Below are 18,383 nucleotides of genomic sequence, written 5' to 3' on the forward strand. Positions count from 1 at the left end.
GTCCGGTCAGGGGTAACGGCGCGTTCGACTATGGCGGCTATATGCCCGTTTTTTCGTGTTCTAGCCTGTAGGAACCTCCCACGCATGGTCAAGTTGGCCGGGAATGCTCCGTTCCCGAAGACGCTCAAGACCTGATCGACATGCCCCGGCTCCATAGGGGCTTTGTTCCCTGACGAAAAGAAAGCAGGAAATCCAGTATGAGAATCGGCATCCTCGGTACGGGCCGTCTGGGCTCGGCACTCGCCTTGCGCATGGTGCGCACAGGACATCAGGTGGTGCTCGCCAACCGGCGTGGACCAGAATCCCTTTCCCGCCTCATGGGCCAGCTGGGCCCTGGTGCTCGCGCAGGTTCCGTCGCGGAGGTGGCTGCACAGGATGTGATCGTTCTGGCTGTCCGCTGGGAGGATGCCGGCGAGGCCATCGCCTCGCTCGGCTCGCTGAAGGGAAAAATAGTGATCGATACGACCAACCCCTACATGGAGAAAGACGGACATATTTCCCTCATCGATATCGGGGATAAGACTTCGAGCGAAGTCATCGCCGGCATGCTGCCCGGTGTCCATGTCGTCAAGGCCTTCAATACCTTGCTGGCGGATATGCTGGGTTCCAATCCGGGCAAGGGCGGTGGCCGCAGGGTGATTTTCTACTCCGGTGACGATCCCACCGCCAAGGCTACCGTGAAATCCATCATCGCCACCTCGGGGTGGGCATCTGTGGATCTGGGTAGTCTGGTACAGGGTGGACGACTGCAACAGGCCGGCGGGTCGCTTGCTGGTCTCAATCTGGTGCAGTTCACTTAAGTGCGTCTGTCGTCATCGGCCCGGGACACCTGGCGCATCGCATCAACCGGAGTCGACGGAACGGCGCCGGTAGTTGCAACACACGACAAAGCCCGGGAGTCAGTTATCTGGCTCCCGGGCAAATGAGTCTACCGATCCGGTCTAGCCGAGCATTTCGCCCGCCAGCCCGGAAATCCACAAAATGATCTTCCAGACTGAAACAAGGATGTTCATCGTCATGCCAATACTTGCCTCGAGCTAAAGGTATTTCGTTTATTCACTGACGGGAACGGGTCAGGTGGCGTCCGGGGCAAGGTCGGTGCGCATCGGCCACGCGGGAAGCCTCCGCATGGTTCGTCAACGAATGCATTCGCACCGGTGACCACAGGAATGCGTCTTTGCCGGGTTCTGTCACGGAAGGTTCCCGATGAACTCGGACAGCGCCTGTCCGATGTCACGTGGCGAATCTTCCTGCAAGACATGCGATCCCTTCACTTTCACCTCTTTCTGGTTCGACCAGCTCCGGGCGTAGTCCAGCGCGGCGCCGGAAAGCGCTGCCCCCGGATCGCCGGCGATAAGCAGCTTCGGGATATCCGATCTCGCTATCCATTCGCTTGCGGAAGTCACGATATCCGCCACTTCTTCGGGCTCGCCATTGATGGGGAGCTCTCGTGGCCATGCGAGCATGGCTTCGCGCCTTTCCGGATCGCGATAGGGCATGCGATAGCCATTCATGGTCTCGTCGTCCATCTTTTCAATGACCGTATGCGGAAAGATGCCTTCAATGAAGAGGTTTTCCTCCATGATCATCTTCCTTCCCACCGGCGACCTCAGTGCCTGGAACATCTTTCGCATGCCATCCGGAAACTCGGACCAGCGCGATGGCCTGATGATCCCCTCCATATAGGCGAATCCCGCCACACGTGACCGGTACCGGCTCGCCCAGTACGAGGCCAGCGCCGTGCCCCAGTCGTGGGAGACGAGCACGATCTTCTCGCCCAGGTTCATTTTCCCGAACCATGCATCCAGGTAACGAACATGGTCATGGAAACGGTAGCTGCCCGAAGGCGATAGCCCCGACAGGCCCATGCCGATCAGATCGGGGGCGAGGCAGCGCCCGTTTCCTTTTACATACGGGATGACATTCCGCCACACGTATGACCAGGTGGGATTGCCATGCAGGAAGACGATGGGCCGACCTTCACCCACATCGACATAGCTCATGCTGGAATCGAGTACAGGCACGCTACGGCGCTGATGCCGGTCGCCATGGGACTCAGGATCGGTGGAAAAGGAAGTCGAACGCGCGGTTGACACGGTGAAGCCCTCACGATGAATGATTGATCCGGCGTCACGAAGCCGATCGTCGATACCTCAACGATCCAGGCCTTCTGGCCCGCTCGATCAGCGTTTGGTCAGGCTATTCCGGTCGACAGACGCTATACAGCCGTCCGCTCCGGACGATCTGTTACCGCTATCCGGACAATCGGGATCTAGGCGACGGATTCGGCCGCGGCGAGGGTGAGTTGTTGCTGCATCCACTGCATTTCCGGATGCGGCATCAGGGCGGCGGACGCCAGCATGCTGCACGTGACTGGCTCGGCATCGAAGGGCAGCTCAAACACGGCCATGGCCGTCGTTTTATTGCCTTTCGCGCCAGTCGCTCTGGCAGGACTCCAATCAGCCCCGATGCTTCTACGATCAAGGGTAGTACCAGGAAACTGGGCACCGTCATCGCGAGAAGATGGGCCAGGCCACCATCAGGGTCGCGACGACACCGGCCAGGAAGGCCAGCGTGCGTATGCCCGGGATACCAGCGGCATAGACGACGTAATGAACGATACGCGCGACCAGGTACAGCTTGGCGGCCAGCACGGTACCTGCCGTGCTGATACCCACCAGCGAAGCAATGAGTACCAGCGGCGCATACACCGCCAGGTTCTCGATGGCATTGGCATGCGCCGCGCGCGCCCGGCGCGCCCAGGCCGGATCGGGGCGACGCTCGAAATCCGGGTTGGCGGCCGCCGCCATCGGACCGTGCGCCACCATGCGTCCCAGGATATAAGGCACCCACATCAGGGCCGTGACGACGACGGTGATCGCGAGGTAACGCAGTTCGATGGTCAGTGTCACGGTGGGTTCCTCCGGTAGGTATCGCATGCCTTGGTGATCAAGGTTGAGGCGAGTCTAGACCTCGTCCTGTCCGGTCGATAGAGTCGCGAACGACATAATGGGAACTGTTTACGACATGAAGATCTGCGTCCTCGCCCTGGATGGTGTCTTCGATACGGGCATGACGGCGCTGCTGGATACGCTGGAAACCGCGAACGAACTCGCGCTCCAGGGCGGCGCGCGAAAAAGGCCGTTCGACGTGGCGCTGGTCGGCGTACGCCGGAGGATCAGGACCGGACTGGGGTTTTCCTTGCAGGTCGATGCCGCACAGGCCCATCCGCGTCCACATTGGGTCGTGGTTCCCGCCATCAACGAAAAGCGTCCCGAACGCCTGCTGGCCGTTCTGGAGCGACGCGATGTCATCGCCGCCAGCGAATGCCTGCGTACCTGGCATGATGCCGGTTGCGGTATGGCGGCAGCGTGCATAGGCACCTTCCTGCTGGCCGAAGCGGGATTGCTTGACGGGCACGATGCCACGACGACCTGGGCACTGTCGCCGCTGTTCCGGCAGAGATATCCACAGGTCTGCCTGGATCATTCGCGCATGCTGGTTACCTCGGGCAAGACGGTGACGGCCGGTTCGATGATGGGCCATCTCGACCTGGCGCTCTGGCTCGTGCAACAGGCAAGCCCGGATCTCGCCTCCGTCGTTGCCAGCTATATGCTGATCGACCGGCGTGCCACCCAGGCCCGGTATGTCATTCCCGATCACCTGGCCCGGGCCGACCCGATGGTCGCGCGATTCGACCGCTGGGCCCGTGCGAATCTTGCCATGGGGTTTTCATTGCAGGATGCGGCCGACAAACTGCATGTCCATCCGCGCACCCTCCAGCGACGCACGGAAGATGTCCTGGGCAAATCACCCCTGGCTTTCTTTCAGGACCTGCGTCTGGAGCGTGCGCAGGAACTGGTGGCTGAAGGCATGCATATCGATGCCGTGGCCAGCGAGGTGGGTTATGCGAATGCCGGCACGCTGCGCAACCTGCTTCGCCGCAAGCTCGGCAAGGGTGTACGCGAGCTCCGGTCACCGATGCGGGGTACTTGAAACTCGCTTCAGCGCCCTTGGCATCGATGGGTTCACGCCTTCGGGTCTAGTATCAGCAGGCGCCAGCACGGTCCATCCACCGAAGGAGCCCGACGATGTCCATCACCATCACCGCCTTTGACAGGTCGCCCGATGGCGGCAAGGGACTTGCGCGCGACACGCGTGTGCGTTGGGCGCTGGAAGAGCTGGGGCTGCCCTACGAGGTGCGCTTCGTATCGTTCAAGACGATGAAGGAGCCCGCACACCTGGCCCGCCATCCGTTCGGGCAGATTCCCACCTTCGAAGAAGGTGAGCTGGTGCTGTTCGAGACCGGATCGATCCTTCTCCATCTTGCCACGCATCATGCGGGCCTGCTGCCCGACGATGCCAATGCAAGGGCACGCGCCATTACCTGGCTGTTTGCCGCCCTCAGTACGGTGGAACCACCCATCCTCGAACTAAGCAATGCCAGGTTCGCCGAAGGTGACAAGCCCTGGACTGCCGAACGCATGCCACTGGTCAAGGAACGCATCGGTCAGCGGCTTCGCCAGCTCGCCATGTGGCTTGGTGAGGCTGAATGGCTTGATGGTGCATTCAGCGCAGGCGACCTGATGATGATCTCGGTGATGCTGAGGCTGCGGCCATCGGGCATCCTGGATGAACATCCCTCCCTGGCCGCTTATGTCGCCCGGGGTGAGGCCAGGCCTGCCTACCGTCGGGCTTATGCGGCGCAATGGGCCGTCAACGCCGGGCCTGATGCGGGCTGCGCGTAGGAAGAGCGACTCCGCCGTAGCCATCATGGGTGCCATGCCGGCGTTTCGGGCACTCCCTTCGCAAGTTCATGCGCATTTACGGCATAAATAGAGCGACCGCTCACCGGGAAATACCCTTTTCCACCCGGCACTGACCAGTGAACATGCCGAATCGGCGGCAACTTCACGGCTCTTTCATGGATCGCATGAATTATCGGGCCCACCAAAGCGCCGGGGCAGCCGGCTGCAAACGTCAAGACCCGCAACAGGTCGAGCGTCACGCTCAAGGGATCCGCACTTCTTCCGCATGCCATGGCCCGAAGCCGGCAGGCACCACCGTGCGACATGTCCTGAATCAGCGTCGGTAACGTCAGGCCTGCACGGATAAACACGGCACAACAGGAGTGCAAAGGCGGAAAAGGGGCTACCTGTCAGATGCCATTCGAATTGTCGCTTGCGACGCGTTGCGTTGTATCGCCACTCGTCTTCATGCAGGCGACAAGTGTGAGGAGAACGTAGGAAGGCTATAGAGAGCCACGCAGTGAGTAGAGATCAATACTTCAATCACTCAAGGAGACAACACGTGCGAATTCAAGCAATCAAGGCGGCTGCCTGTACGATGTTCCTGATGTTTTCGGCCACTGCCATCGCGCAGGATGCCGGACAGGATGAGTCGCTGAACTTCTCCCATGGCGTCAGGAGCATCACCCCTGCCCCGTCGATAGCACTTGCCGGTCCGTATACGCACTTCTGCCTGCAGAGCAAGCTCAAAGACACCGGCGGCACGTACAAGTGCAACTGGATGGAAAGCTTTGCGGCCGCCTGCGAAATCAAGGATTTCGTGGGAGAGATCTACAAGGGCGCCATCATCGATGGCCCCAAGGTCCTCGGTAACTGCCCCAACGGCAGCCCTGTCGTCATGGTGACCCACTACTGACGATGGATGGATGGAACCTCCAGGCATGATCCCGGGGGTTCCATCCTTCGGTAGCGCACGGATCAGATGGTCTTCAACAATGCCCCTGCCACTTCGTGCCGAAGTACCTTGCCCATGGCATTGCGCGGAATACGATCGATGGTATGCAGGCGATCAGGTAGATGGAACGCACCGAGCTGGGTATTGAGCCAGGTCATTACCGATGCCAGGCCGTCCTCTCCTGCATCCGGAGCCAGCTTGATCGCTGCTACGACGAGTTGCCCACGCCTGTCGTCGGGTATCCCGACCACGGCGACATCGGCGACCAGTGCATGCTGAAGAAGCCTGTTTTCGACGGCCGTAGGTGAGATGTTGAAACCCTCGCGCAGGATCATGTCCTTGCTTCGCGAGACGAATTGAAGCATCCCGTCTTCGTCTTCGCGCATCTTGTCGCCCGTGGCCAGCCAGCCGTCGTCCGTGAGATGCGTCCTGACGACGCCCGGTGCCTCCCAGTAGCCCAGGCTCGTGTTGGGACCGCGCATATGTACCTCGCCGATCACGCCTCGCGTCACGGTATTCCCGTCAGGGCCGACCAGACGGACGCGATCCGGCCTGGGCCGCATGACATCCCAGGTATCACCCAGGTCCATGCTACCGAGGCATTCGGTCATGCCATAGGTATTCCTTAAGCGCACGTTGAACGCACGCTCGAAATCGAGGGCCACTTCGGAGCGACAGGCATCGCCACCGATGCCGCATATCCGCAAGGAGCTGACATTGCGGGGGTTGCGCAGCTGCGCATCCACCATGACGGGACAGATGAAAGGCACCACGAACATCGCCTGCACGCCATGCTGTTCGACGGCATCCAGCACATGATCGATAGTGGGGCCTTCGGGCATGACCAGCGTACAGCCGGTGGAAAGGCCCACGAAGAGAATCATCGTTCCGGACACATGGGCGATGGGGCTGTTGGCCATGAGGCGCATGCCCGGACCGGTTTCCCACTGTTCCATGGATTCAACAAGATGGTGAATCGCCCGCTGGTTATAAGTCACCAGTTTCGGGACACCCGTGGTACCCGACGTGGCGAGAAGCAAGCAGACTGCTTCCAGATCGGTGAAAAGCGCATCGGATGTCTGTTCAACCGAGAGACTCCTCCACGAGATGTCGCCCTCATCGGCGGACGTCACGATGCGACACGGAAGGCCGGCACCCGCGGATGCGATGGATGGCCCCATGTCCATATCGTGGAAGATCAGCGAGGGCGACAGACGATGGAAGAACTCACCCAGTTCGACGACGGTCAGCTCTTTCTTCAATGGAACGATGATTGCGCCGGCCAGCACGCTGGCGAGCATGAAAATCGCAGCATTCGGCGATGTCTTGGCCAGCGTCACGATCCGGTCGCCCTTGACGATGCCCGCCTTGCGCAGGCCGCGGGCAAGCTTCAGCACTTCGCTGGATAGGCGTGAATACGTCCATGCTTCATCGCCGATGATGATGGCGATGGCATCGGGGTGGTTACGGGCAAAGTCGAGGAGCGACCGCAAGGGTCCGGCGACCGGTGAATCGTCGATGGTGCTCATGTCACATGGCGTCCGGCAGGGGTAAGTGTGCCGTACTTGACCACGTGTGGAACGGGCTCTCTAGATCAAAATCCTTGGTTATTCATCCCTAGGACAATTCCATGAAACATGGATGTTTTCGTCATAGGGACATGCCCTGGCAATGAAGCGCATTGCCAGACCTCAATGGTAGTTATGCATATGTGCGACGTTCGCTGACCGGAACCCGGCGAAAAACAACCCTATCGGCATGCCATGCTCAGAACAATTCGCCTTGAGGTGAATGAATACGCGGCGGCACGAATTGCGACGTATCCAACACCGTATCCCAGGCACGGTATAGACCGGCTTTTCTTGAAGCCACCTGCACTCGTTTCCGGATGATGTCCGCGAAGACGCCCTGCCCGCGCATCCGGGTAGCGAAGTTGCTGTCGTAATCCTTGCCACCGTTCATCTGCTGGATCAGGCTGATGATATGTGCGGCGCGATCGGGGTAATGGATATCCAGCCATTCGCGAAAGAGCTGCTTCAACTCATGCGGCAGACGAACACACGTATAGCCAATCGAATTGGCGCCGTTCGCCGCAGCGCGCTCGATGATCCCTTCCACGTCCTTCTCGTTCAATGCAGGGATGATAGGCGCGACGAGAACGCCTACCGGCACGCCGGCATCGCACAGGGTTTTCACGACCTTCAGCCGGCTATGCGGCGCCGATGCGCGAGGCTCCAGTTTCGAGGCCAGCTTGTTATCCAGTGAGTTGATCGAGATGAACACCTGCACCAGGTTCCGCTCAGCCATCGACGCGAGGATATCGATATCGCGCTCGATCAACGCATTCTTGGTGACGATGGTGCAAGGGTGGTTGCACTCATTGAGCAGCGCCAATGCTGCCCGGGTCAGCCGCCACCGCTTCTCGATGGGCTGGTATGGATCGGTATTGCTGCCGATGTTGATCGGCTTGCACACGTAGTTCTTCTTTGCCAGTTCGCCGCGAAGGATCTCGGCCAGATTGCTTTTGGCGAAGAGCTTGGTCTCGAAGTCCAGGCCGGCAGACAGGTTGAGATAACCGTGCGATGGCCGGGCATAGCAATAAACGCACCCATGCTCACATCCCCGATAAGGATTCATGGCCTGGTCGAAACCGATGTCCGGCGAGTCGTTCCTGGTAATTACGCTTCGGGCCAGTTCCTCGCGGACCTCGGTCACGGGCCGGTGCTCGTCGTCTTCGCGATACCAGCCGTCGTCCTCGGCCTGGTGGCGCGTGGATTCGAAGCGCCCCTCTGGATTGGAGGCAGCACCGCGGCCTTTGTGGACCCGGATCATGGGGATGGGCTCGGACATTGTACAAATGTACACTATCCAGATCTCATCATGCGAGACAGCCCTGCTGGTCGCTCAATATTCTGAAAAACAAAAAAAACCGCCCCCGGCCCATGCGCGGCCGGGAACGGTAATTGGGGGTTTGCACTGGGCTTTTTGTTAGAAGCCGTGAAATCGGTTTCTTACTACTTAAAAGTCGTACTGCACCGAGAAGCGGACCGCACGCGGGGCAGAGTAATCGACCGCACGCTTGTAGATCGCAAGCGGGTTACCGCCGTTCGGGACGCCAGCCTTGTTGTGCGTACCGTCATCAACCGGGCCACCCATGGCGCGCTCTTCGTACACGGTGACCTTCTGCGTGTTGAACACGTTGAAGACCGTAGCGGTGAACGCCAGCTTGTGATCCGCAAACGCTGGAGTCCAGGTTACACCGAGATCAAGCGAGTAAGTCCAGGGGAGATTGCCCTTCGCACCACGCGGCGACGGCGTGCCATAGCAGACGTGATACGCGCCACCGGCGGTGGGACGCAGCATGTAGCCATTCGACGGATCGGTGAAGACACCGTTCGCATCGCGGAACCATGCGCCAATGCAGCTCTTCGGACGACCCGAGTTGGCCGTGGCCGTCGCGCTGAGCATCCACTCAGGATTCAGCTGGTAGTAACCAAAACCGCGGATCTGGTGGCGACGGTCATTGGGTAGGTTACCGTTGGCATAGCGCATGAATTCGGGGTAGTCCCAGTCCTGCGATGCTGCAACGTCCTGCTGGGCGATGTCCGACTTGACCTGTCCTTCGGTGTTGCCGTAGCTGTGCGACCAGGTGTAATCGATTCGTCCATACCAGTTGTTCGAGAACGGATGCTCGGCATAGACATTCAGCGACAGATACTTTCGCTTAGGGTCCGGCATGCCCAAATCTTCCTTGGACAACTTGATGTGACGCAGATCGGCGGGCTGACCCGAGGCCGCAACGTTTACGTCAAATTCGGCGCCACGGCCCGGATTGAAGATGACACCTTGATAGTTGAAATTATCGAGGCAGTCCTGCGCGCTCGAGAAATCGCTGTAGTGCGAGGCCATGTAGCGGCATACCGGACGCGGATCGGACGTATCGTCGACCTGCGACTTCAGGTCACGATAAATCGCACGCGCACCGACCGTCAGCTGATCGTTAAGCTGCTTGTCAAGGCCAACGATATATTCATCCTGATAGTGCGAGCGAAGACCCTTGATGCGGGCTGTGCGTGGGTCGCGCGTCTGGCCGAATTCGGAGTTGGCCGACTCCACCGGGCCCAGCGGTACGAGGTTGAGCGGCATGTCGGTATTGGGATCAATGCCGTTGAAAGAGAAGTTCTGCGTTGTGAACAGAGAACCACCGGCACCGCGGACGGCCACACCTGTCGGAAGGGCAAGGTAGTAACGGCCCGCGTTGGCGTACACCTTGAGGCTCGAATCGCCGTTCACGTCCCAGGCCACACCCAGTCGCGGTGCCCACTGGTTTTTCTTGGACAAGAACACCTTGTCGAAGGAGTTGTAGTTCTCGAACGATTCGTTACGTAGACCGATATAAGCAAGCCAGCGATCCGAAACCTGCCAGTTGTCCTCGACATAGTACGACTTCAGCTTGAGCTTGTAGTGGCCGCCGTTCGACAAACGCGTCTGCTGGACGATACCCTGCGGATAGGTCTTGGTAGGATCAGCAGCGAACAGGTATTCGCCACCGAATGCGCCAAGATTCGCCGTGTCCTGACCTGTGGTGGTCTTCAGGGTCTGGTGATCGATACCGCCCTTGAGGTCATGGTCACCCAGGCGATATTCCAGATCGATGCGCCAGCCATCGGTCTTGTTCTCGCCGTTGCGCGCAGGGCGCTGGTTGGCGTCGGACAGATAGTTGTGGATCTGGTTCACGACCGGGCTATCCGGATTGGCGCGCACGTAAGGCACGTTCGGAATGACCGACAGGTTAGGATCGATCGTCCGCGTACGACCATAAAGGGCGCTGACCGTGAAGTCATCCGTGATGTAACCGGTGTACTTGGCGATGTACAGGCGATTGTTGTTCTTGCTCTTGGTGTCCTGGTCAGGACGACGACCGAGCTTGTTGAGCGTAGCGTACGACCAGCCATAGACCTCGTTGTCGCGACGAGTGTTGTCCTGCATGCCCGTCAGTTCGAGGAGGTGGTTGTCCGTGATGTTCCAGTCGAACTTGGTGTACCACTTCACCGCCTTGACAACGCGATCGCGATAGCCCGAGGCAAGATTGTTGGCCGTGGCTGCCGTGAGGCTTCCGTTCTGCGCGTAGGAAGCGCTACCGGTGACTTCCTGGCCGTCGTTCTTCTGGAAGCTGGCGGCCGCGTACATGAAGAGCTTGTCCTTGATCAGCGGACCGCTCAACTGCAGGCTGTACAGGGTTTCGGTGTTCTTGGTCTTCTTCCTGTACTGGCGCAGCTTGCCATCGGAGCCGAAGCGCTCGGTGATACCCGCACCGCCGTGGTTGTACCCGATGACGTCGCCAAAACCCGCATCTTCCGGATTCTTGGAGTTGTAGAGGTTGTGCATATCCGAGCGCAGCGACTCAGGCGTCCAGTCGATACGCGCACTGAACTTCCACTCGTTCGTACCACGCTTGCCGACGATGTTGACCACCCCACCGGTGCTCTGGCCGAACTGGGCACCAGCGCCACCCGTCAGTACCTGGGCCTGGTCAATCGCGAAGAACGGCATTTCGAAGAACGTTTCGTTCGACTGCGGATCGGTGACGTTGTAACCATTGATGCGATAGGCATTCTCGGAAATACCCGAGCCGCCGATGGCCAGACGTGCCTTGCCGTCGGTGTTGAAGCGCGAGTCGCCGGCCACGACGCCAGGCGCCAGCAGGGCGGCCGCGCCGACGCTGGTACCCACCGGCAGTTTTTGCAGCTGCTCGGCTGTAAACACCGAACGCGTATCGACCGACGAAACGTCGATCTGCGGAAGCGCGGATGCGTTGACCGAGACGCCTTCGAGCGTCTGTGCGCCGCTGGCCGAGGTGTTCCCGCCAAAACCGACTTCTGTCGCGCCGGAAATGGTCACGGCGACGTTGTCACGCGTGGACACGGTCTTGCCGCCATCCATGAGTGTGACGCGGTAGGTACCGACCTGTAGCTGTGACGCACGGTAACGACCATCGGCGTCGACCTTCAGCTCACGCTTGGCACCCGTGTCCACGCTTTCCACCAGGATGGTGGAACCCGGAGCGGCGTTGGTGACGGTACCGAAGATCGCACCGGCACTCTGCTGGGCGATGGCTTGGCCAGCCATGCCGGCGATGCAGGTACCCAGAGCGATGCTCAGAGCCGAGCGACGCCCCACGCGTCCCCGGAAGGATTCGTTCGAAAACATTCGGTTGTACTCCCCAGATAGAACAGAACGTTCAAAAGCGAAGCCACCCAACCCTTGCGTTCCCCAACCGGGTGGCTTCGAAAAGAAGAGCGTGTTCCCTCACACGCTCTTGACAGGTCTATAACGGGGAAAAGTTCCGTTAGCAACAATTTGCGAATCAGCTCACATCACGGTGTGCGTGCCGTATCCACTTGATCTATAAAAAGATCCCCGTGAACATGGCTATAAAATCGATGCGAAACACGGGGTTAATTCGCAATATCACAGGGCATGAAATCGAAGGATCATGCCGTACTTGCCGAATACGCTTATTCGTTTTCGAAAGAATGCGTGGTATCCGGGGCGTCGTAGCTCACGCTCCTGAGCCCTTCCAGGTCGCGAAGCGAGTCTGCCAGTGACGCCAGTTGCTCCCTTCCGACAGGCCGGGCAAACAGGATCGTGACCACGTCATCGCCCGATGCGTCGCGCCGCAAAACGGTTTTCGCGAAAGGGAGATGGTGTTCGGCCAGCGCGGTTTCGCAGGCGGCCAGTGCCGTCGTGCCACTCAGTCTGACGGTCATTCGTGGGCGCCGGTTTTTCTTTCCGACCAGCCGTCGTTCAAGCGGTTTGAGCAGGGCGAGAATCACCCAGATCACTACGGTGGCAATGATGGCTCCGGTATAGAGCCCACCGCCTGCAGCCAGGCCGACAGAAGCCACGGCCCAAAGGCTTGCGGCCGTGGTGAGGCCACGCACGATCTGGTCGCGTTCCACGAAAAGAATGGTGCCGGCGCCCAGGAAGCCGATGCCACTGATGACCTGTGCGGCGATACGCGACGGGTCCAGCACCACGTGCTGTTCGTTCAGTACATCGTTAAAGCCGAAGGCCGATACGATGATGGCCAATGCCGCACCCACGCCGACGAGCATGTGGGTGCGCAGGCCGGCGGTCCATTCAAGCCTGCCGCGGTTGGCGCCGATGATGCCGCTCAGGATCGCGGCAGTGACCAGGCGGTAGAAGATATCGAGCGGATGGATCATCCGTGCGAGCTTAAGCCGGCCCTGGTATAGGGCGTGTGACCTCGTGCATGCGGACATTTAAGTGTTTAAACGTTATTGCTGCCGTTTGTTGCACGGCAGCAATGCATGCGTTGCAGCAGCGCCTCGCGCGCGACCAGGACTGGTGATGAACCCGGTCGCGCGCGAGGCGCGCTCCTACAGGGGGTGGTCTTTGGTTTCGCGTACGAAGAACAGGCCGATCACGAAGGTCATGAGGGCCACGGCCACGGGGTACCACAGGCCGTAGTAGATATCGCCCTTCCAGGCCACCAGCATGAAACCGATGGTGGGAACGAAGCCGCCGAACCAGCCGTTGCCGATGTGATACGGCAGGCTCATCGAGGTGTAGCGGATGCGCGTGGGGAACATCTCCACCAGCCATGCCGCGATCGGGCCGTAGACCATGGTGACGTAGATCACCAGCAAGGCCAGAAGCACGATCAGCATGGGGTAATTCGCCTGGTCCGGGTCGGCCTTTGCAGGATAACCGGCGGTTTTCAGCTGTGCGTCGATCTTTGTCGTGAAGTCCTTGTTCTGTGCGGTGAACGTTGCCTTGTCGAGTGCACTTCCCTCGAACGAGGCGATCACCTCATCGCCGATCTTCACGCTGGCCAGCGTGCCTGCCGAGGCTGTGATATTCGAATAGGGAATGCCTTTCTTTGCCAGCACGCTCTTGGCAACGTCGCAGGAACTGGTGAAGGTTTTCTTGCCCACCGGATCGAACTGGAAGCTGCATGCCTGTGGATCGGCCGTCACGCTCACTGGCGCCGAGGCCGCGGCGGCTTCCGCAGCCGGATTGCCGAAGTGGGTGAGTCCCTTGAAGATCGGGAACATGGTGAGCGCCGCGATCAGGCAGCCGGAGAGCACGACGGTCTTGCGGCCGATGCGGTCGGACAGCCAGCCGAAGAACACGAAGAACGGCGTGCCGATCAACAGCGCGGCGGCAACGAGCAGGTTGGCGGTGGTGGCGTCGATCTTCAGGCTCTGGGTAAGAAAGTAGAGCGAGTAGAACTGTCCCGTGTACCAGACCACGGCCTGACCGGCCGTGGCACCCAGCAGGGCGAGGATCACCAGCTTCAGGTTCTTCCACTGGCCGAAGGCTTCGGTGAGCGGTGCCTTCGACTGCTTGCCTTGCGCCTTCATCTGCTGGAACACGGGCGATTCGTGCAGCTGCATGCGGATATATACCGACACGCCCACGAGGATCGACGAGACCAGGAACGGAATGCGCCAGCCCCAGGCTTCGAAGGTCTCGCCGCCCAGGCCCAGACGTGTACCCAGGATCACCAGCAGCGACAGGAACAGGCCGAAGGTGGCCGTGATCTGGATGAAACTGGTGTACAGGCCACGCTTGCCCTGCGGCGCGTGCTCGGCCACATAGGTGGCGGCACCACCGTATTCACCGCCCAGCGCCAGCCCTTGCAACAGGCGCAGCAGGATGAGCAACACCGGTGCCGCCATGCCCATCGTGGAATAGCCGGGCAGCACGCCCACCAGGAAGGTAGACGTACCCATGATGATGATGGTGACCAGGAAAGTGTACTTGCGCCCGATCAGGTCGCCGATGCGACCAAACACAATGGCACCGAACGGACGCACGGCGAAGCCCGCCGCGAAGGCGAGGAGGGCGAAGATGAACTGGCTCGTCTCGTTGAGGCCGGTGAAGAACTGCTTGCCGATGATCGCGGCGAGCGAGCCGTAGAGATAGAAGTCGTACCACTCAAACACGGTGCCCAGGCTGGAGGCGAAGACCACGCGCCTGTGGCTCGTGCCGATGCTGCCGTCGGCACGCAGGCCGGATGCTGTCGTTGCCATGCGTTATCTCCCTCAGAACCGGTAATTGCCGTTGAGCGTGAACTCGTTGGCGGAGGTCTTCTGCCGGCCGAGGCCGTTGGTAGTGGTGGAATCCAGGTTGGAGTGGATCCACTCCACGCTGAAGTCATAGGCACCGGCGGTGTATTGCAGGCTGAGCGCCTGCTGGCGGTTTTTCAGCAGGCCGGCCGTATTCGGTGCGCGCCAGCGCAGCACGTCGTCCCGGTCGGGCTTGCTGGCCGAGATGAAGCCGTAAAGGGTCCAGTTCGGCGTGAACTTGTAGCCGGCCTGGAAGTAGCCGCCCTTGTCCTTGATGTCGCCGAACTGCGACAGGCCGCCGAAGATCTGGCCGATGGCGTTGCCCGTGTACACCGCACTGCGGAAGATGAAGTCGCCGGGCATCCACATGCCCCCGATTTCCACGGCGGAACTGGTGATGTCGCTCTTGATCGGCGTAACGGTCCCGCCGTCCACGCCGTGCAGGTCCAGCTTCGACCAGTGCGCGGCCGCGAAGGCCTGCCACTTGTCGCCCTTGGCGGTCAGGCGTGCCTCCACCTGTGGCTTGAAGCCTGCGTTGCCGGCCGTGAGGTAGTTGGTGGTGAGACCCGGGCCATTCCAGCTGCCCTCGAAGGCGGCCAGGTCGAAGCGCCACTTCACGCCGTCGGAGTGATGGTTGAGCTCCTGCATCCAGATGATGCCGGGGTAGCGCCAGCCGATCACGCCCGTGCCATAGCCCAACGGAAAAGCGATGTGCGAGAGCGACTGCGGGATGTATTCCAGGGGGAACATCAGGTCCCACATCTGGCCGATGCGGAACGTGGTGCCGCTCTCGACATTGGTGAGGTCCATATAGGCACCGCGCAGGCGGGCAATCGGCTGCTGCTGGCTGTAGGCACCGGTGCCGTTATAGCCACCGAAGAAATCCATCTCCAGGCGGCCGCCGCCGGTCCAGTGTTCATTGAATTTCGCGCCGCTGAAATCGAGCCAGAAGCGGGTATTGCGGACATCGACGCCACTGAGCGAATCATTCACCCGGCCGCCCTGGCCGGGGATCGGATACTCGGCATTGGCACCGTTGCCGAAGGTGTAGCCCTTGCTCTGCGAGAAGGCGCTGGCGTTGATGAAGCCGTGCAAGGCCACCGACAGGCCAGGCGTGGTGCTCAGCACGGGCTTGGCGGGCACCGAGGCCACGGTCTTCTCGACCTTGGTCACCTTTTCGTCGGTTTGCTGTGCCTGGGTCTGTGCAGCCTGGGCCGTGGCTGCAGCCTGGTTCGTGGCGGCTTTCTGCTCCTGGATCATGGCCTTCAGCTCGGCCAGCTGCTGTTCGAGCTGGTTTACCCGGGCTTCCAGTTCGGCTTCGTGACTGGCGGCTTTCTTCGCGGTGGACTGGGCGTGAGCTCGTCCGGGCAGGGCTGCCAGCGGCAGCATCAGGGCGCAGGCGATACTTAAGGCGACCGCGTTGCGGCCTCCATTACGGATCGGTTTCATCATGGTCTCCCCAACCATTGGCGGCCCGAGCATGTGGCAGGCCCGTGCAAGCCTTCCATTGGCCAAAGGTCGAAACTCGACCAAAGTCGAACGGGGGGTGCGCTCTTACGTCGCACGGCAAGGGTAAACTCGACGATCCAAGCCCCACGCAACCGTTCGGCACGGCCGAAACCCCGTCACGCAGGAGCCCGCATGTCCGAGAAGTACCCGGTCGACCCCGCTTTCGCCGAGAAGGCGCGTGTCCGCAAGGACGACTACGAGCGCATGTACGCCGAGTCGGTCCAGAACCCCGACGGTTTCTGGAAGACCATGAGCGAGCGGATCGACTGGATCGTGCCGCCGACGAAGATCAAGAACGTCTCCTACGACCCGGCCAACCTGCATATCCGCTGGTACGAGGACGGCCAGCTCAACGTGGCCGCCAATTGCCTCGATCGCCACCTGGAGACGCGTGCCGACAAGACCGCCATCATCTTCGAAGGCGACGATCCCGATGAGACCCGCCGCCTCACCTATCGCGAGCTGCACGGCGAGGTATGCAAGTTCGCCAACACGCTGAAGAACCTCGGCGTGGTCAAGGGCGACCGCGTGGTGATCTATCTGCCGATGGTGCCCGAGGCCGCCGTGGCGATGCTGGCCTGCGCGCGCATCGGCGCCATCCATTCGGTGGTGTTCGGCGGTTTCTCGCCCGATTCGCTGGCCAGTCGCATCGCCGACTCGAAGGCCAAGCTCATCATCACGGCCGATGAAGGCTGCCGCGGCGGCAAGAAGATCCCGCTGAAGGCCAATGTCGACGAATCGCTTACCCGGCCGAACACCAACAGCGTGGAAACGGTGATCGTCGTACGCCGCACGGGTGGCGCCATCCAGATGCAGTCGCCGCGCGACCGCTGGTACCACACGCTGATGGAAGGGCAGTCCGCCGACTGCCCGGCCGAACCGATGAACGCGGAAGACCCGCTGTTCACGCTGTACACCTCCGGCTCCACGGGACTGCCCAAGGGCGTGCTGCACACCAGTGGCGGCTACCTCGTGTACACCAGCCTCACGCATGAACTCACCTTCGACCTGCGCGAGGACGACGTTTACTGGTGTACGGCCGATGTGGGCTGGATCACCGGCCACGGCTACGTGGTGTATGGTCCGCTGGCCAACGGCGCCACCGTGGTGATGTTCGACGGCGTGCCGAACTATCCGGATTTCAGCCGCTTCTGGCAGGTGGTGGACAAGCACCAGGTGACGCTGTTCTACACCGCGCCCACCGCCATCCGCGCGCTGATGCGCGAAGGCGACGCGCCGGTGAAGAAGACCTCGCGCAAGAGCCTTCGCATCCTCGGCACGGTAGGCGAGCCGATCAATCCGGAAGCCTGGAGCTGGTACCACCGCGTGGTGGGCGACGAGCGCTGCCCCATCGTGGATACCTGGTGGCAGACGGAAACGGGCGGCTTCCTCATCACGCCGCTGCCCGGCGCCACGGAACTGAAGCCGGGTTCGGCCACGCTGCCGTTCTTCGGCATCAAGCCGGCCATCGTCGATGCCGACGGCAAGCCGCAGGATGGCGAGTGCAGCGGCAACCTGGTCATCACCGATTCCTGGCCGGGCCAGATGCGCACGGTCTACGGCGACCACCAGCGCTTCATCGATACCTATTTCAAGACCTATCCGGGCAACTACTTCACCGGTGACGGTGCGCGCCGCGATGCCGATGGTTACTACTGGATCACCGGCCGTGTCGATGACGTGATCAACGTCTCCGGCCACCGCATCGGCACGGCCGAAGTGGAAAGCGCGCTGGTGGCCCATCCCAAGGTGGCCGAGGCTGCCGTGGTCGGTTGCCCGCACGACATCAAGGGCCAGGGCATCTATGCCTATGTCACCCTCAATGCCGGCGAGTCGGGCAGCGATGAGCTCAAGAAGGAGCTGATTGCCGGCGTACGCAAGGAGATCGGCCCCATCGCGGCGCCGGATCACCTGCAATGGGCGCCGGGCCTGCCGAAGACCCGCTCGGGCAAGATCATGCGCCGCATCCTGCGCAAGATCGCGGAAAACCAGCCGGACCAGCTGGGCGACATCTCGACGCTTGCCGATCCCGGCGTGGTGCGCAGCCTCGTCGAGGAACGGCTCGTGAAGTAA

The 18,383-nt window shown here is 60.8% G+C and carries 14 protein-coding genes; 5 read left to right on the top strand and 9 right to left on the bottom strand.

What is annotated here, in order from left to right:
- Positions 1 to 197: 197 nt before the first annotated feature.
- A complete protein-coding gene (locus tag HBF25_RS00745; RefSeq protein ID WP_166945622.1) occupies positions 198 to 800 on the top strand; it encodes an NADPH-dependent F420 reductase in 603 nt (200 codons plus the stop codon).
- Between the two features lie 390 nt (positions 801 to 1,190).
- Here HBF25_RS00745 and HBF25_RS00750 read toward each other — a convergent pair whose 3' ends face one another.
- The 3 genes from HBF25_RS00750 to HBF25_RS00760 all read right to left on the bottom strand — a co-directional run bounded on the left by HBF25_RS00750 (position 1,191) and on the right by HBF25_RS00760 (position 2,912).
- Positions 1,191 to 2,096, bottom strand: a complete 906-nt coding sequence (locus tag HBF25_RS00750; RefSeq protein ID WP_208392352.1) for a haloalkane dehalogenase — start codon at positions 2,094 to 2,096, stop codon at positions 1,191 to 1,193.
- Positions 2,097 to 2,272: 176 nt separating this feature from the next.
- Positions 2,273 to 2,410 carry a hypothetical protein gene (locus HBF25_RS00755; protein ID WP_166945625.1) on the bottom strand — a complete coding sequence of 46 codons (138 nt, stop codon included), beginning with the start codon at positions 2,408 to 2,410 and terminating at the stop codon, positions 2,273 to 2,275.
- Between the two features lie 100 nt (positions 2,411 to 2,510).
- Positions 2,511 to 2,912, bottom strand: coding sequence for an MAPEG family protein (locus HBF25_RS00760; RefSeq protein WP_166945626.1), 402 nt, complete (start codon positions 2,910 to 2,912; stop codon positions 2,511 to 2,513).
- A 115-nt stretch (positions 2,913 to 3,027) separates the two neighbouring features.
- On the opposite strand from HBF25_RS00760, the gene HBF25_RS00765 reads away from it, so the two are divergent.
- The 3 genes from HBF25_RS00765 (at position 3,028) to HBF25_RS00775 (ending at position 5,664) form a co-directional block, all read left to right on the top strand.
- On the top strand, positions 3,028 to 3,996 hold the full coding sequence (locus tag HBF25_RS00765; RefSeq protein ID WP_166945628.1) for a GlxA family transcriptional regulator: 969 nt from the start codon (positions 3,028 to 3,030) through the stop codon (positions 3,994 to 3,996).
- A 95-nt stretch (positions 3,997 to 4,091) separates the two neighbouring features.
- Entirely contained in the window at positions 4,092 to 4,748 is a 657-nt protein-coding gene (locus tag HBF25_RS00770) for a glutathione S-transferase family protein (RefSeq protein WP_166945629.1), read from the top strand.
- Positions 4,749 to 5,310: 562 nt separating this feature from the next.
- Positions 5,311 to 5,664, top strand: coding sequence for a hypothetical protein (locus HBF25_RS00775; RefSeq protein ID WP_166945631.1), 354 nt, complete (start codon positions 5,311 to 5,313; stop codon positions 5,662 to 5,664).
- 62 nt (positions 5,665 to 5,726) lie between these two features.
- On the opposite strand, the gene HBF25_RS00780 is transcribed toward HBF25_RS00775, so the two are convergent.
- The 6 genes from HBF25_RS00780 to HBF25_RS00805 form a co-directional block, all read right to left on the bottom strand.
- Positions 5,727 to 7,232 carry a class I adenylate-forming enzyme family protein gene (locus HBF25_RS00780; protein ID WP_166945633.1) on the bottom strand — a complete coding sequence of 502 codons (1,506 nt, stop codon included), beginning with the start codon at positions 7,230 to 7,232 and terminating at the stop codon, positions 5,727 to 5,729.
- A gap of 238 nt (positions 7,233 to 7,470) precedes the next feature.
- Positions 7,471 to 8,535 carry a PA0069 family radical SAM protein gene (locus tag HBF25_RS00785; protein WP_425483419.1) on the bottom strand — a complete coding sequence of 355 codons (1,065 nt, stop codon included), beginning with the start codon at positions 8,533 to 8,535 and terminating at the stop codon, positions 7,471 to 7,473.
- Between the two features lie 186 nt (positions 8,536 to 8,721).
- Positions 8,722 to 11,913, bottom strand: a complete 3,192-nt coding sequence (locus tag HBF25_RS00790) for a TonB-dependent receptor (protein WP_166945636.1) — start codon at positions 11,911 to 11,913, stop codon at positions 8,722 to 8,724.
- 308 nt (positions 11,914 to 12,221) lie between these two features.
- Entirely contained in the window at positions 12,222 to 12,932 is a 711-nt protein-coding gene (locus HBF25_RS00795; protein ID WP_166945637.1) for an MgtC/SapB family protein, read from the bottom strand.
- A 174-nt stretch (positions 12,933 to 13,106) separates the two neighbouring features.
- Complete coding sequence (locus tag HBF25_RS00800) at positions 13,107 to 14,765, bottom strand: MFS transporter (RefSeq protein ID WP_166945639.1); 1,659 nt, start codon at positions 14,763 to 14,765, stop codon at positions 13,107 to 13,109.
- Positions 14,766 to 14,777: 12 nt separating this feature from the next.
- Entirely contained in the window at positions 14,778 to 16,253 is a 1,476-nt protein-coding gene (locus HBF25_RS00805; RefSeq protein WP_341778002.1) for a hypothetical protein, read from the bottom strand.
- A 189-nt stretch (positions 16,254 to 16,442) separates the two neighbouring features.
- Between HBF25_RS00805 and acs the strand changes: the two genes are divergently transcribed.
- On the top strand, positions 16,443 to 18,383 hold the full coding sequence (gene acs, locus HBF25_RS00810) for an acetate--CoA ligase (RefSeq protein ID WP_166945640.1): 1,941 nt from the start codon (positions 16,443 to 16,445) through the stop codon (positions 18,381 to 18,383).

Source organism: Luteibacter anthropi (assembly GCF_011759365.1).
Lineage (GTDB): Bacteria > Pseudomonadota > Gammaproteobacteria > Xanthomonadales > Rhodanobacteraceae > Luteibacter > Luteibacter anthropi.